Source organism: Burkholderia sp. 22088, from assembly GCF_052045915.1.
Taxonomy (GTDB): domain Bacteria; phylum Pseudomonadota; class Gammaproteobacteria; order Burkholderiales; family Burkholderiaceae; genus Burkholderia; species Burkholderia cepacia.
This window is the reverse complement of record NZ_JBQEPY010000010.1, coordinates 183,323-197,524: the sequence shown is the minus strand read 5'-3', so window position 1 is coordinate 197,524 and position 14,202 is coordinate 183,323. Positions and strand designations below refer to the sequence as shown.

The window sequence follows — 14,202 nt, the reverse complement described above, 5'->3', positions numbered from 1 at the left end:
CAAATTCACCAAATTCTGTCAAAAAATCGATATCGCCTGTCTACCTTTCGGCTGCGGGAGGCATTAATCTCCTTACCCATCAATGGTTACGGCCAAATCCCGCTCGCCACGTTTAATACGTCTCATTCTTATTTCTGAGACACAACACGTGCAACCAGCACGTCCGCACGACCTTCGACGACTTATGCCTCTCATTGCCTCATTGCTCCGCTACTCACGCTGGTTGCTGCCGGTCGCGCTGCTCGCGAGTCTCGCGAGCGGCTTCGCGAACGCGGCGCTCGTGGCACTCATCAATCAGGCGTTGCAAGCGTCGGGCGCACAGCTGATGCACCTGGGCATGCGCTTCGTACTGCTTGCCGCGCTGGTGCTCGTGACGCGCATCGGCTCGCAGGCGCTATTCATGTATCTCGGTCAGCGCGTCAAGGCTCAACTGCGCATGCAGACGATCGGGCGCATTACCGCCGCGTCGTTCCGCGATCTGGAGCGGTGCGGCGCGGCCCGCGCGGTGGGCGCGCTGACCCAGGATCTCGACAGCATCGTCGTGTTCTTCGTGAGCCTGCCCTCCATTGCGATGCAGGGCGCCGTGATCGTCGGCTGTCTCACGTACCTCGGCATGCTCTCGCTGCCGATCCTTGCTGTCGCGCTGGGCGTGCTCGGGGCCGGCACGCTCGGCACGCAGCTGGTGAGCGCCCGTGCGCTGCGTCATCTGCGCGCATCGCGCGACCGCGAGGACACGCTGCTGAACCAGTTTCGTGCGTTGTTCGACGGCGCCAAGGAACTCAAGCTGCATCGCGCCCGCGCGAACGCGTTCGTCGGCAGCGAGCTCGCGCCGCACGTGGAAGCGGTGCGCGTGCAGCGCACGCGCGGCTATGTGCTGCACGCGCTCGCGGCAAGCTGGGGCAATTTGCTGCTGTTCGGCTTCGTCGGCCTGACGACTTTCGTGCTCGCGCATCTGTTCGGCGCCGACGCACACGTCATGTCGGGTTACGCGCTCGTGTTCCTCTATCTGATCATGCCCGTCGAAGGGCTGCTCGCGGCGCTACCGTCGCTCAACTCGGCACGCGTTGCGTTCGAGCGCATCGGCGCGCTTGAAGCGGCGCTGCCTGCCGAACCAGGCAATCACGCCGATTCCGCCCCAGCCCCGGCCGAAGGATTCTCGCGCATCGCGTTCGAAGGTGTCGAACATCGCTATGTGCGCGAAAGCGACGACGGCCTGTTCACGCTCGGGCCCATCGATCTGACGTTCGACGCCGGAGAGCTCGTGTATCTCGTCGGTGGCAACGGCAGCGGCAAGACCACGCTCGCGAAGCTGCTCGTCGGCCTTTACGCGCCCGAGCGCGGCCGTCTGCTCGTCGACGGCGTCGCCGTGGACGACACGACGCGTGCCGCGTATCGACAGCGTTTCTCGGTGGTCTTCAGCGATTTTCATCTGTTCGATTCGCTGCTCTGCCTGACCGGCGAACGCGAAGGGATGGCGCGTACGTTGCTCGTCGCGCTGCAACTCGACCACAAGGTGCGCATCGAGCGCGGCACGTTCTCCACGCTCGCCCTTTCGCAAGGTCAGCGCAAACGCCTCGCGCTGCTGGTCGCATTCCTGGAGGATCGACCGTTCTATGTCTTCGACGAATGGGCGGCCGATCAGGATCCGGCCTTCAAGGACGTGTTCTATCGCACGCTGTTGCCCGCGCTGAAGGCGAACGGCAAGACCGTGCTGGTCATCACGCACGACGATCGCTACTTCGATCTCGCCGACCGTCTCATCAAACTCGAGAACGGGCGCATCGCCGCGATTACCGCGGACACGGCCGGCGCGGACAATGCTCGGCGTACGGGCGGCAACGACATGGCGAGCGCGGCATGAGCCATATCGTGCGCGACGAAGCAGCCCGCTCCGCATGCGGCGACACCGGCAATACCGCGACGTTCTCGCTCGAACGCGTGTCGTACGTCGCCAGCGGCCGTCCCCTGCTGCAATCGATCACTCTCGCGATCGAACCCGCATGCGTGACCGGGCTGGTCGGGCACAACGGTTCGGGCAAATCCACGCTCGTCAAATTGCTCGCTCGCCAGCTCGCCCCCACTGCCGGCACGATTCGCTACGCGGGCAAGCCGCTCGCCGACTGGGGCGCACGCCAGTTCGCGCGCCAGGTCGCGTATCTACCGCAGCAGACGCCGCCCACCGACGGCATGACCGTGCACGAACTGGTCGCCCTCGGGCGTTATCCGTGGCATGGCGCGCTCGGACGCTTCGGGGACGAAGACGCCGAGCACGTCGAGCGCGCGATGCGTGCAGCCGATGTGCTCCGTCACGCCGATCGCCCCGTCGACGTACTGTCGGGCGGCGAGCGTCAGCGTGCATGGCTGGCGATGCTGGTCGCACAGGACTGCCGCTGCATGCTGCTCGACGAACCGACGTCGGCGCTCGACCTCAACCATCAGCTCTCCGTGCTCGAACTCGTGCGCACGCTCTGCGCGACGAGGGCGATGAGCGCCGTCGTCGTTCTGCACGACGTGAACATGGCCGCGCGGTTCTGCGACCGCATCGTTGCGCTGCGCGAGGGCCGTCTGCTGATGCGCGAGCGCGCCGCCGACATCATGGACCCTGTCCACCTCGAATCGATCTACGGCGTGCCGATGCGCGTGAGCGCCGATCCGGTCAGCGGGCGGCGCCTGGGGTTTCCGGCATGAACCTGCTCGTTGCGAATCCGCGCCGCCGGCAACTGCTCGTCGCGCTCACCGTGCTCGCCGGCTCCGGCACACGGTTCTCCGCGCCATGCGTCGCTGCCGCGGTCACACGGTTCCCGCACCGCATCGTGGTGCTCAACTGGGAACTGACGGAAACGCTGCTCGCGCTCGGGCGCGCGCCCGTCGGCATTCCGTTGCCCGACTGGTATGCGAGCGGCATCGTGACGCCGCCGTTGCCGCCCGGCGTCGCCGATGTCGGCCTGCTCTATCAGCCGAATTTCGAAGTGCTGCTCGCGCTCGCGCCGGATCTCATCATCGTCACGCCGGCGCATGCGGCGTTGATGACGCCGCTACGACGCATCGCGCCGACGCTCACGCTGGGCACATACATGAGCGCTGCACGGCCTCTCGAGGTGCTCTGCGACGAAACCTCCGCGATGGGGCGCGCAATCGGGGCGCCGCTATGCGCCACCGAGCTGATCGCCGCCGCGCAACAGGAATTCGCGTCGGTGGCCACCCGGATCGCGAGCACCGGGGCTCACCCGGCGCGAGCCGTGATCGTCGCCGAAGCACTCGACGAGCGACATTTTCGCGTCTATGGCGCGGGTAGCCTGTTCGACGACGTGCTCGCACGCATCGGTGTCGACAATGCGGCCCATCCTCGCGACGCGGCGAGCCGCGCGGCCTCCACGCCATGGCGCACCTCCGTAACCGGCTCGGCCACCGTCGCGCTGGAACGCCTGTTCGATGTCCCGCAAGCGGACATTCTGCTGATCGGGCCGCTGCGCGCCGCCGTGCGTGCCGCGCTGAACCAGAGCCCGTTGTGGCGTGCGCTGCCTGCCGTGCGCGAGAAACGCGTCGCAGTACTGCCGGTGATCGCGGCCTTCGGCGGACTCGTGTCGATGCGCCGCTTCGCCGCGGCCGTCTCGATCGCCCTCGCCACACTTGAGCACGGCGGAGGCGACCTTGCGTAACCTCGTGCTGGCCGGACGCGTCGCGCGGACAAGCGATCGGCGCCTGGCGCTGGTCGGCGCCATGGCCGTACTCGCCGCATGCCTCACCGCCACGGACGTGCATCGCGCACTGGCGGGCGCATCCTTTTGGCGCGCGCTCGCGGCCACCGCCGACACGCAGGACGTGGGGGCCTTGCTCGTCCACTACAGCCTGCTGCCGCGCGTCGCGATGACACTGCTGTGCGGCGCCGCACTCGGTCTCGCGGGCGCGCTGATGCAACAGGTGCTGCGCAATCCACTCGCTGAACCCATGACGCTCGGGGTGTTCCCGGGCGCGTATCTCACGCTGTCTGTCGCGACGATCTGGATGCCCGGCTGGTTGGCCATGGGTCGAAGCACGCTGGCGCTCGCGGGCGGCGCGGCCGCGATGCTCGTCGTGTTCGCGCTGGCATGGGCGCAACGTATGTCGCCGCTCGGCGTGATCCTCGGCGGCATGGTGGTGAACCTGTACTGCGGTGCAATCAGTCTCGCGATCTCGGTGGTGCATTTCGACAGGCTTGCGGGCTTGCAGATCTGGGGCGGCGGCGCGCTCGACCAGAACGGCTGGCAACCGACGCTGCATCTGGGCATGCAGCTCGCCGCCTGCGCGGGCGGCGCCGCCCTGCTCTATCGCCCGCTGAGTCTGTTCGACGCAGGCGACACGACGGCGCGCCATCTCGGTGTCGCGGTCGGATGGGTGCGCGGCGCCGCGTTGTTCGTCGCGGTCGCGCTCACGGCGTTCGTGGTCGCAGAAGTGGGCGTCATCGGCTTCATCGGCCTGGCCGCACCGTTGCTGGCCCGCCTGGCCGGCGCGCGGCAATTGCGCGCGCGGCTAGTGTGGTCACCGCTCACCGGCGCGGCGCTGCTGTGGCTCACCGATGAAATCGTGCGCACGGCCGCGCGGGCCGACCTGTTTTCCGCACACGTGATCGCGACCGGAAGCGCGACCGCGATCGTGGGCGTACCGCTGCTCGTCGGGTTGCTGCCGCGTTTGCGCTCGCGACCCGATGCGCATGCTGCAGCGGGCCCCCGGCATGATCGCCGCGCGCCTCGTGCGATGGCGCTGGTATGGGCCATGCTGCTGCCGCTCGCATGCCTGCTGTCGCTGGCGGTCTCTCGCGGCCCCACCGGCGCGAGCGTCGCCACGCTCACGCAAATCGAAAGCCTGCTGTTCTGGCGCGTACCCCACCTCGTCGCGGCGCTGGCGGCGGGCGCTCTGCTGGCAGTCGCGGGAACACTGCTGCAACGCATGAGCGCGAATCCGATGGCGAGTCCCGACGTGCTCGGTGTGGGTTCCGGCGGCATGTTCGGCATGGTCGCCGTACTGTTTCTCGGTCACCGCCTCGTTCCCGCCGCGCTGGTGGCTGGCTGCGTGGCCGGCACGTTCGCGACGTTGGTGCTGCTCGTCTGGTTCGGACGGCGCGCGCGATTCGCGCCCGAGCGCCTGCTGCTCGTCGGGCTGTCGATCAGTGCGCTGTTCAACGCGGTAGTCGGCGCGCTGATGTCAAGCGGCGATCCGCGCGCGGGCGTGCTCGTCGATCTGCTGATCGGATCCACCTACTACGTCGCGCCCGGCATCGCATGGAGCGTCGCGGCACTGGCGCTCCTCACGCTCGCCGTTGCACCGCTGACCGGACGCTGGCTCGCCGCTCTTGCGCTCGGCACGGACGTCGCGGCGAGCGTCGGCGTGCCCGTGGGTCGCGCGCGCTTCGCATTGCTGCTGCTGGCGGCCATGTCAACGGCGGCGGCCACCGTGATTGTCGGGCCGTTGTCGTTCGTCGGGTTGATCGCGCCGCATATCGCACGGTTTTCCGGTGCGCGCCGCCCCGTGCCGCAGCTTTATCTGGCCGCAACCCTCGGCGCGCTGCTGATGGTGACGGCGGACTGGCTCGGGCGGCAGATCGTTTTTCCGCAGGAAATCGCGACCGGCCTCGTCGCCACGCTGCTCGGCGGACCGTGGCTCGTCGCGCTCGTGATGCTGCGCGGGTTGCGGCGGTAATTGCGTCACGGGTCGCGGGATCGACCACGATGTCGGCCTGGCGATTGTTCGGTAGTGCATGGATTCAAGACAGACGAGGCCGTCAGATGCCCGTCGATAAAGATCGTCCCCCCCATTTTTCAACCCGCCGCTGGCGGGAGGAAGCAGTTCGACGTTTTTCAACATCGGGATGATCAACCATGACAACGAGAATAGACCACCCGCGCGCGCGGCGCGTGACGACGGGACGACGCAGCGGTGCCCCGCTCGCCTTTTCGGCGCTGTGCCTCGCCTCCTCGTGGGCGAACGCGCAAGGCTCGCCCGCCCCCGTCGGCGGCATGCTGCCCGCCTTGACGGTGGTGGGCACAAAGGACGCCGATGCGACAACCGAAGGCAGCGGCAACTACGCTGCAAAGCGGGCCACCATCGGCGGAAAAGTCGCGCAATCGATCAAGGAGACGCCGAACTCGGTCTCGGTGCTCACGCGCGAGCGGATGGACGACCAGAACATCACGACCATCCAGCAGGCGTTGCGCTCCGTGACCGGCGTCAGTTCGATCGACTACGGCGACGGTACCGCGTACTTCCGCGCGCGCGGCTCGCAGCTCGGCATTGAATTCGATGGGGTCCCGACGCTGAGCGGCCTGCAGTATCAGTTGCAATTCGATCTGGCGATGTACGACCGCGTCGAAATCCTGCGCGGCCCGGCAGGCTCGATCGATGGCATGGGCGAGCCGGGCGGCGTCGTCAATCTCGTGCGCAAGCGCCCTCAGGATCAGTTCCATCTCGGCACGGAAACACAGGTCGATTCGTTCGGCAGCGTGCGCCAGATGATCGACGTCACCGGGCCGCTGAACAAGGACGGCACGCTGCGCGGACGCGCCGTTCTCGTGGGCAGCACCGGTATGCAATCCATCGAGCGCACGCGCAGCAAGGAGGTGATGGCCTATGGTGCGCTCGATTGGGACCTCACGCCGCGCACGACGCTGTCGTTCTCGGGCGGCTATCAGGTCTCGCCGATTTCCGGCATCGATTACGGTGCGGGCGGCGTGTTGAACAGCACGCGTACCGCGCTCACCGGGCGCGTGCCGAGCGAATATACGCGGAACTTCAGTCCGAGCTGGAACTACGCGTACACCTCGTTGCAGGAGGTCAACGCCAACCTCGTGCATCGGTTCGAAAACGCGTGGCAATCTTCGACCACGCTGTTCTACCGCCACGAACTCTCCAAGGCCTACTACGCGTACTCCGGCCCCGGCGCGACCGCAAACGGCCTCGCGCGCTTCGGAGACCAGCGGCAGCGCACGAGCTATGACTGGTTCGGCGCGGACACCAATGTATCCGGCCCGGTCCGCCTCTGGGGGCAGACGCATACGCTGATCATCGGCGCGAACTACGCCGTGATGACATCGGGCGCGCAATCGGGTTACCGCGCGTTGAGCGGCCCGTACGGTGGCGCCTACAGTCTCTACGATCCCAATGCGGTACCCGCCGTGGACGTACCGTACACGTTCGGCACCAATCACCGCACCGTGCAATACGGCGTCTATGCGCAGGCGCGTATCAAGCTCGCCACGCCGCTGACGCTCGTGCTCGGCGGCCGCGAGGCGTTCCTGCAAGACCGCACGCAGTCGACGTTGCCGAGCGTCGCGGACTGGACGACCAACGCACAGGTCAATCATCGCTTCCTGCCGTCCGCCGGATTGCTGTGGGACATCGTGCCGTCGCTGACGGCCTACGCCAACTACGCGCGGTTCCTCGATGCGCAAACGCAAGGCACGTACTCGGGGCCGGGCCTGCCGCCGCGCTCGGGAGAGCAGTACGAAGTAGGCATAAAAAGCAGCCTGCTCGATGGCCGCCTGAATGCAAACGCCGCGCTGTTCCGCATCAACGACGACAACCGCGCCGTTGCCGACCCTGCCCATCAGTTCTATTACGTATCCGCAGGCAAGGCACGCAATCAGGGTATCGAACTCGAACTCACTGGCCAGCCGACGCCAGACTGGAATCTCTATGCCGGCTACACGTATCTGAACGCACACTACGAGAACGACTCGCCCGATCTCACCGACGGCACGGATCCGAAGCATTTGTTCAAGCTGTGGACCCGATATACGCTCTCGCAAGGCCCGTTACGCGGATTCTCGATCGGGGGCGGCATGCTCGCTCAAACGCGGATTTCGCGTGGCGTCGAACAGGGCGGCTATGCGGTTTTCGACGCACAAGCGGGATATCGTTTCACCAAGCACGTGACGGCGTCCTTGCAATTGAATAACGTGTTCAATCGCAGGTACTACATTCGTCCGCCCAGCACCTATTACAGCGTATTCGGCGATGCGCGCAACGTGATGTTGACCGTGCGTTCGGATTTCTAGGTGCCGCCGCGACGATCGGCCCGAGCACGACTCCCAACTGCTCGGCAAGCTGCGTATATGACAGCACTTTTTCGAAGCGCTGCTGCGTAGAAATCTGTGGCAGCAGCACTTCGCGAGCGACAAGCCCCTGACTCGTGAGTGCGCCGCAGACGGCGGACAACGCGATCAGCCACCCGATTCCGCTCCAGGCGACATAGCCGGCAATGCCGATCATGCAGGCGATGGCACGACTGGTCCGGCTCGCTCGCAGCACGCGAACGGGCGGCACGCGGTCGCTCAATTCACCGCAGACCGGAAAGGCGATGAATCGCGGCAACGCTTCGATGAAAAATGCGAGCCCGGGCCACGTCGCTTTATGCGTGATCTGAAAGACGACGAGCGGCACCAGAAAGAGCAGCATCTGGTCCGCGAGCCGCGACAGAAAAAAGGGAACCCAAGAAGGCCGGCTGATCGATGCGCATCAAGCGTATGCCCCGCGAGAATGATCAGGGCACACCGGGGTGAGCCTGCTTCACCAGGCTTCAGTACGCCTTGCATCGCTCATCAAGGCGCGCCCTCGCTTGTCGTTTTAGTACACGAAAAACTTGCACCTCACCACCCGCCAAGCGGATCAACCCCCGACCGTCGTCCGAACGTTCCACGACACCGGAGCGTCGGTTGCGCGCTGAAGTTACCGGCACCGAATTGCTTGAGGTCAGACCAACCCCACGGCCGAGTGTCTGAACGACGAACCATACGCAGTATCAGGCAACCGATCCCGTCCGCTCAGGCGTGAACGGAAAGTACCGGCCGGTGCCGTCGTCCGGTACAGGCCGCGCTTCTTCAGTTCCGGCACGATCAGTTCGGCGAAATCGTCGAGCGTGCCCGGGCTGATAAGCGGATTGAGCATGTAGCCGCTCGTCGTCGACTGCCGCGCATGCTCGGCGAGTTGATCGGCGACCTCGTCGGGCGAGCCGACGAGGATCAGGTCGGTGCCGCGCGTGACGCTCGCGAACTTGCGCCGCACGTCGCCGGCGGTGAGCGGCTTGCCGCTGCCGTCGGGTCTCATCACGTAGGACGTGAGCCCTTCCGTCTGCGTCGTAAGCGGTTCGTCGTCCGCGTAGCGGTCGATGTCGATGCCGGTGTCGCCCGCGTAGCTGACGAGTTGCGCGTGTTGGTGATAGTGCTGCTGCAGCAGGTGGTATTTCTCCTTCGCGTCGCTCGACGAGCGCGCCGTCACGATCCGCAGCACCGTCAGCGACTTCACGTCGTCCGCCGACCGGCCGCGTTCAGCCGCCTGCCGGCGAATCTCGTCGAGGCCCGCGCGGATCTCGTGCGGATTCGACTTCGCGACGAACACCACCTCCGCGTGCTTCGCTGCGAATTCGCGTCCGCGCCCGGACCAGCCGGCCTGGATCAGCACCGGCGAGCGCTGCGGCGACGGCGCGCAGACGTGCGGCCCCTGCACGCGATAGTGCGTGCCTTCGTGCGCGATCGGCCGCACGCGGTCGCCACGCGCATAGCGCGGCGCGTGCTTGTCGGCGACGACCGCGTCGTCCGCCCAGCTCCCTTCCCACAGCTTGTAGACGACGTCGAGAAACTCCTCGGCTCGCGCATAGCGTTCGTCGTGACCGATCATCCGGTCGAGCCCGAAGTTGCGCGCCGCGCTCGTCAGGTAGGACGTCACGATGTTCCAGCCGATCCGGCCGTTGCTCAGATGATCGAGCGTGCTGAAGCGGCGCGCGAGCGCGAACGGATGCTCGTAGGTCGTGCTCGCGGTCACGCCGAACGCGAGCCGCTCGGTCTGCGCGACCAGCGCCGGAATCAGCATCATCGGATCGTTCGCGGGCGACTCGACCGCCCACTGCAGCGCGGCATCGGCCGACCCGCCATAGACGTCGTACAGGCCGAGCACGTCCGCGAAGAACAGCATGTCGAGGTCGGCCTGTTCGGCCGTGCGCGCGAGGTTCGACCAGAACGCGAGTGTATTGGCGCGCAGCCGTTCATCGGCGGGGTGGGTCCACAGGCTTGGTGCGCCACCGCAACCGACACTGGCTTGTTCATACAGGGAAAACAGCAACGGGCGAGGATCGGACATCGTCGAAATCGGTATCAGGGAAGGAATCAGTTGGGTGCCGCCCACGCGCCCGACGACGCGCGGCGGCGGCGCCGTGCTGGCGTACGCTCGTCTGGCGCGCGCGTAAGGTAGCGATTGACGTGCTGCTCGAAACGGCCGGCAGGAACGATCAGCAGCGCGACCAGTACGACATAGACGATCGCCGCGCCGGCCAGCGGTTCGTACACGCGCAACGTCTCGAAGCGCAGCGTATTGGCCGTTCCCATCACGTCGAACACGGTCACGGTCGACGCGAGGACGGTCGATTTCAGCAGCAGGATCGCCTCGCCGATGAGCGCGGGCAGCGCGAGCCGCCAGGCGCGCGGGCTGACGATGCGGCGCAGCACCTGCGCGCGCGTCATGCCGTATGCGTGCCCGGCTTCGATCTCGCCGGCCGGCACGCCGGCGATCGCGCCGCGCAGGATCGTCGCGACATACGCGCTCTCGTTCACGCTCAATGCGACGATCGCGTACCAGAACGCGTCGCGCAGCAGCGGCGATGCCCAGCTGTCGCGCATCCATTCGCGCGGCACGATTTGCCCGAATCCGTAGTACAGCAAATAGAGCTGAACGAGCAGCGGCGTGCCGCGAATCAGCATGATCCAGCCGCGCGCGGACCAGCGCAGCGGCGCATGGCGCGCACCGGCGGCGAGCGCGAGCGGCACGCCCAGCAGCATGCTGGCCACGCCCGACAACAGCGTCAGCGCGAGCGTCGTCGGCACCGCGGCGAGCAGCTTCGGCATCACCGTATCGAGCAGGAACGGCAGCGAGAAGATCATGCGGTTGCGCGCCTCGTGCCACGGTTCGCGTGCCGCTCGAGCACCGCGAAGATGCCGGTCGACGCGATGCTCAGCAGCAGGAACAGCGCGGCCGTGACGAGATAGAAGAATACATAGTGACGGGTCGCGCCGGCCGCGAGCTGGCTCGCCTTCAGCAAGTCCGTGAACGAGCCGAGCACGCTGATGAACGACGCGTCCTTGGTCGCGTTCAGCCACACGTTGCCGACACCCGGCAATGCGAGCCGCGCGGCGGCCGGCAGCCGGATGCGCGTGAACGTCTGCCATGGCGTCATCCCGTATGCATGCGCGGCTTCGATCTCCCCGATCGGCACGTTGATAAGCGCCGCGCGGAAGATGTCGGTCAGATACGCGCCCTGGATGAAACCGAGCGACAGCGCAGCAACGAGGAACGGCGGGAACGCGAAGCCGTCGGGCACCAGGCCGCCGCGGCGCAGCGCGACCTCGACGGCAGGCGCGAGCGCATAGAACGCGAGCAGCAGGCACAACAGCTCGGGCAGCGCACGCACCAGCGTCGTGTAGAGCCGCGCGAGCCATGCGAGCGGCGCGTGGCGCGACAGCTTGCCGAGCGCGCCGGCGATGCCGAGCAGCACGCCGGTGCAGAACGACGACGCCGCGACGCCGAACGTCAGCGCGAACGCGCCCGCGAACACACGGCCATATCCACCGTCGTCGAATGCAAGCAGCGCGAGCAGCGAGTCGTCCGCGGCCATCGGGTCAGCGGCCCTTCTCGATCGTGCCCTTCAGGTTCGGATAGCGGGCGGTGATCGCATCCCACGTACCGTCCTGCTGCAGCTGAGCGATCGCGGTCGACAGCTTGCCGCGCAGCGCATCGCCTTGGCGCACGCCCGCACCGATGCCGAGGCCCAGCACCGGGTTGTCCGCGCACGTCGCCTTGACCTCGAAGTCCTTGCCGTCGCGCGACGCGAGGAAGGCCGTGAACAGACCCTTGCCTTCCTGCACGTAGTCGACCCGGCCGGACACCAGATCCGCGAGCGCGTTGTCGAACTTGTCGAACGCCTTGATCTGCGCATCCGGCTTGAAGCGGGAATCGAGGAACGCCGAGAAGTTCGTGCCGGCCTCGACGCCGATCACGCGACCCTTGAAGCTCGCGGGCACCGCGCAGTCGACGCGGCGCCGATCGCTTTTCGCGCCGACGAACACCGTCGGCGATTCGTAATACGCGCGACTGAAATCGATTGCCTTCTGCCGTTCGCCGGTGATCGTCATCGACGACCAGATCACGTCGATCTTGCGGTTCTGCAACGCCGGAATCAGGCCGTCCCAAGCAATGTCGGTGAGTTCGCACCGCACGTTCAGTTTGCCGCACGCGGCATCGAGCACGTCGATTTCCCAGCCCTTCCACTTGCCGGCCGCGTCCTTCGAAAAGAACGGCGGATACGATTCGGCGTCGATTCCGACGCGCAACGTCGGCTGGGCCGCATGGGAAGCCGGCACGAGGCCGACCACAAACACCGCGGCCGCGGCACGGCGGACACTGGAACGCATCAAACGATTCATGTGGCGAATTTCTGAAATAACGTCGGAACGACCGGCGTCGCAGCCGGCAGGAGGCGAGACTGTAATGCGCGCCGACGTGTGTACCAAATGGTTATTTTTTCGATGAATATCTGATCGCGCGATATGGCGGAACGGCGCACCGCCGAACGCGCAGCACGGTGCATCGTTCGACCGTTCGCCCGCTCACGCCTCCGCTGTTTCGCGCTGCAACGCCGGCAACTCCAGATTCGCGCGGAAATCACCCCCCACGTAGTCGGTATCGAGCAGCGCACGACGACGCAATTCGGGCAGCAAGCCATTGAGCAGCAGATCCTCCTGGTCCGGCTGACCGAGCCCGTGCAGCGACAGCACGTCGACGAGCCCCGCGCGATAGCGCGCCTCGATCGCATCGGCAAGCTGCTCCGGCGTGCCGGCGACGAACCAGTGGCCGGTCTCCTGCGCGCGGACGATCAGCTCGCGCAGCGTCAGCCGCTGACGCGCATAGCCGACGAAGATCGCAACACGCCCTCGCCGGCGATGCACGCTGTCGATCGCCGGCAGCAGCGACCCCGGCAACGGCTGGTCGAGCGGCAGGTCGCGCAGGTCGACGCCGCCGCCGAGCATGTCGGCGAGCTTCAGCCGGCCTTGTTCGTAATCGATGCGTTCATGCTTGTCGCGCAACCGTCGCGCGACGTCGGCATCGGATTCGCCGATCACCGAATGGAACGAGTTCATCACGAGCGGCAGCCGGTCGCCGCGGCCGAACGCGATGGCCTGCCGATGCAGTTCGGCGACGAATGCGCGCGCGTCTTCGTGCGTCGGCTGAGACGTATACACGACCTCCGCGTACCTCGCGCCGAGCGATACGCCGCTGGCCGACTGACCCGCCTGAAACAGCACCGGCCGACGCTGCGGCGACGGCGGCACGTTCAGCGGCCCCTGCACCTGGAAGTGCTCGCCGTGATAGTCGATCGCGCCGAGCTTGCGCGGATCGACCGAGATGCCACCGCCCTGCCCGCGCCGCGTCGCGCCCGGATCGTTCGCGTCGAACAGCGCGTTGACGACCTCGACGAATTCGGCCGCACGTGCGTAACGCCGTTCGGGGTCGGGCAACGCCGCATCGCCGAAATTCTCCTCGCCGACCGACGACGTCACCGCGTTCCACGCAGCACGGCCGCCGCTCACGTGGTCGAGCGTGCCGATCAGCCGCGCGAGGTTGTACGGATGGTGATACGTCGTCGACACCGTCGCGACGAGGCCGATCGCCGACGTCGCCTGGCTCAGCGCCGCCAGCGCGACGATCGGCTCCTGGCTGCCCGTCGTGCCGGCGAGGCCGGCCGAATCGGCCTGCAGCAGGTCGGCGGTAAAGAGGCCGGTGATCTTCTCGGCTTCCGCCTTGCGTGCGAGCGACGCCGCACGTCGCACACCGTGCACGACATCCGCGTCGCCGGGTGCGTACAGCACGCTCGCCGCGCCGACGAGCGTCTTCAACCGTCTACGTGCGCCGCTCATGACGCGGCTCCGTTCGTCGCCCGATGGCGCGTAACGAGGGTGAGCGTCTCACGCAGTACGCATTTGTCATTCATCTGTATTCCTCTTGATTCCGTTCGATCGGACACTTCATGTCGGCATCGTGGCCCCGCATCGCCCGGCAGGAGCCAGGCACACGCCGCGAGACGACGCGCAGTCAACGACCATAATGCAAGCCCCCCGGTCGGCCGGAACGAATATTTTCGGCTTTCGATATTCTTCTTGATTGTTTGACCGTGCGAACGGCGCC

10 protein-coding genes and 1 pseudogene are annotated in these 14,202 nt (G+C 66.6%); 5 read left to right on the top strand and 6 right to left on the bottom strand.

Annotated features, from left to right (window positions below; all coding sequences use genetic code 11):
- The first annotated feature begins 184 nt into the window (after window positions 1–184).
- The 5 genes from ACTJLD_RS20730 (at window position 185) to ACTJLD_RS20710 (ending at window position 8,030) form a co-directional block, all read left to right on the top strand.
- Entirely contained in the window at window positions 185–1,861 is a 1,677-nt protein-coding gene (locus tag ACTJLD_RS20730) for a cyclic peptide export ABC transporter (RefSeq protein WP_440659551.1), read from the top strand.
- Window positions 1,858–2,688: an ABC transporter ATP-binding protein gene (locus ACTJLD_RS20725; RefSeq protein WP_440659526.1), complete on the top strand. Its 831-nt coding sequence runs from the start codon at window positions 1,858–1,860 to the stop codon at window positions 2,686–2,688. The genes ACTJLD_RS20730 and ACTJLD_RS20725 overlap by 4 nt, the downstream gene beginning before the upstream one ends.
- Window positions 2,685–3,659, top strand: a complete 975-nt coding sequence (locus tag ACTJLD_RS20720; protein WP_440659525.1) for an iron-siderophore ABC transporter substrate-binding protein — start codon at window positions 2,685–2,687, stop codon at window positions 3,657–3,659. The genes ACTJLD_RS20725 and ACTJLD_RS20720 overlap by 4 nt, the downstream gene beginning before the upstream one ends.
- Window positions 3,652–5,676 carry a Fe(3+)-hydroxamate ABC transporter permease FhuB gene (gene fhuB, locus ACTJLD_RS20715; protein ID WP_440659524.1) on the top strand — a complete coding sequence of 675 codons (2,025 nt, stop codon included), beginning with the start codon at window positions 3,652–3,654 and terminating at the stop codon, window positions 5,674–5,676. Before ACTJLD_RS20720 ends, fhuB begins: the two co-directional genes overlap by 8 nt.
- A gap of 179 nt (window positions 5,677–5,855) precedes the next feature.
- Entirely contained in the window at window positions 5,856–8,030 is a 2,175-nt protein-coding gene (locus ACTJLD_RS20710) for a TonB-dependent siderophore receptor (protein ID WP_440659523.1), read from the top strand.
- Between the two features lie 4 nt (window positions 8,031–8,034).
- Here ACTJLD_RS20710 and ACTJLD_RS20705 read toward each other — a convergent pair.
- The 6 genes and pseudogenes from ACTJLD_RS20705 to ACTJLD_RS20680 form a co-directional block, all read right to left on the bottom strand.
- Window positions 8,035–8,491 (bottom strand): annotated as a pseudogene (locus tag ACTJLD_RS20705) (MFS transporter); the annotation flags it as partial.
- 233 nt (window positions 8,492–8,724) lie between these two features.
- Window positions 8,725–10,107 (bottom strand): LLM class flavin-dependent oxidoreductase, encoded by a 1,383-nt coding sequence (locus ACTJLD_RS20700; protein WP_027791916.1) that lies wholly within the window; start codon window positions 10,105–10,107, stop codon window positions 8,725–8,727.
- Between the two features lie 26 nt (window positions 10,108–10,133).
- Entirely contained in the window at window positions 10,134–10,904 is a 771-nt protein-coding gene (locus tag ACTJLD_RS20695; RefSeq protein WP_440659522.1) for an ABC transporter permease, read from the bottom strand.
- Complete coding sequence (locus ACTJLD_RS20690) at window positions 10,901–11,635, bottom strand: ABC transporter permease (RefSeq protein ID WP_440659521.1); 735 nt, start codon at window positions 11,633–11,635, stop codon at window positions 10,901–10,903. The genes ACTJLD_RS20695 and ACTJLD_RS20690 overlap by 4 nt, the downstream gene beginning before the upstream one ends.
- A gap of 4 nt (window positions 11,636–11,639) precedes the next feature.
- Entirely contained in the window at window positions 11,640–12,443 is an 804-nt protein-coding gene (locus ACTJLD_RS20685; protein ID WP_027791919.1) for a transporter substrate-binding domain-containing protein, read from the bottom strand.
- Between the two features lie 183 nt (window positions 12,444–12,626).
- Window positions 12,627–13,934, bottom strand: a complete 1,308-nt coding sequence (locus ACTJLD_RS20680) for an NtaA/DmoA family FMN-dependent monooxygenase (protein ID WP_174391837.1) — start codon at window positions 13,932–13,934, stop codon at window positions 12,627–12,629.
- Window positions 13,935–14,202 lie beyond the last annotated feature (268 nt).

Bases quoted from the DNA above. Each gene is read 5' to 3' on its own strand.
- ACTJLD_RS20730 (WP_440659551.1), top strand. From the start codon at position 185: ATGCCTCTCATTGCCTCATTGCTCCGCTACTCACGCTGGTTGCTGCCG.
- ACTJLD_RS20725 (WP_440659526.1), top strand. From the start codon at position 1,858: ATGAGCCATATCGTGCGCGACGAAGCAGCCCGCTCCGCATGCGGCGAC.
- ACTJLD_RS20720 (WP_440659525.1), top strand. From the start codon at position 2,685: ATGAACCTGCTCGTTGCGAATCCGCGCCGCCGGCAACTGCTCGTCGCG.
- ACTJLD_RS20710 (WP_440659523.1), top strand. From the start codon at position 5,856: ATGACAACGAGAATAGACCACCCGCGCGCGCGGCGCGTGACGACGGGA.
- ACTJLD_RS20700 (WP_027791916.1), bottom strand. From the start codon at position 10,107: ATGTCCGATCCTCGCCCGTTGCTGTTTTCCCTGTATGAACAAGCCAGT.
- ACTJLD_RS20695 (WP_440659522.1), bottom strand. From the start codon at position 10,904: ATGATCTTCTCGCTGCCGTTCCTGCTCGATACGGTGATGCCGAAGCTG.
- ACTJLD_RS20690 (WP_440659521.1), bottom strand. From the start codon at position 11,635: ATGGCCGCGGACGACTCGCTGCTCGCGCTGCTTGCATTCGACGACGGT.
- ACTJLD_RS20685 (WP_027791919.1), bottom strand. From the start codon at position 12,443: ATGAATCGTTTGATGCGTTCCAGTGTCCGCCGTGCCGCGGCCGCGGTG.
- ACTJLD_RS20680 (WP_174391837.1), bottom strand. From the start codon at position 13,934: ATGAGCGGCGCACGTAGACGGTTGAAGACGCTCGTCGGCGCGGCGAGC.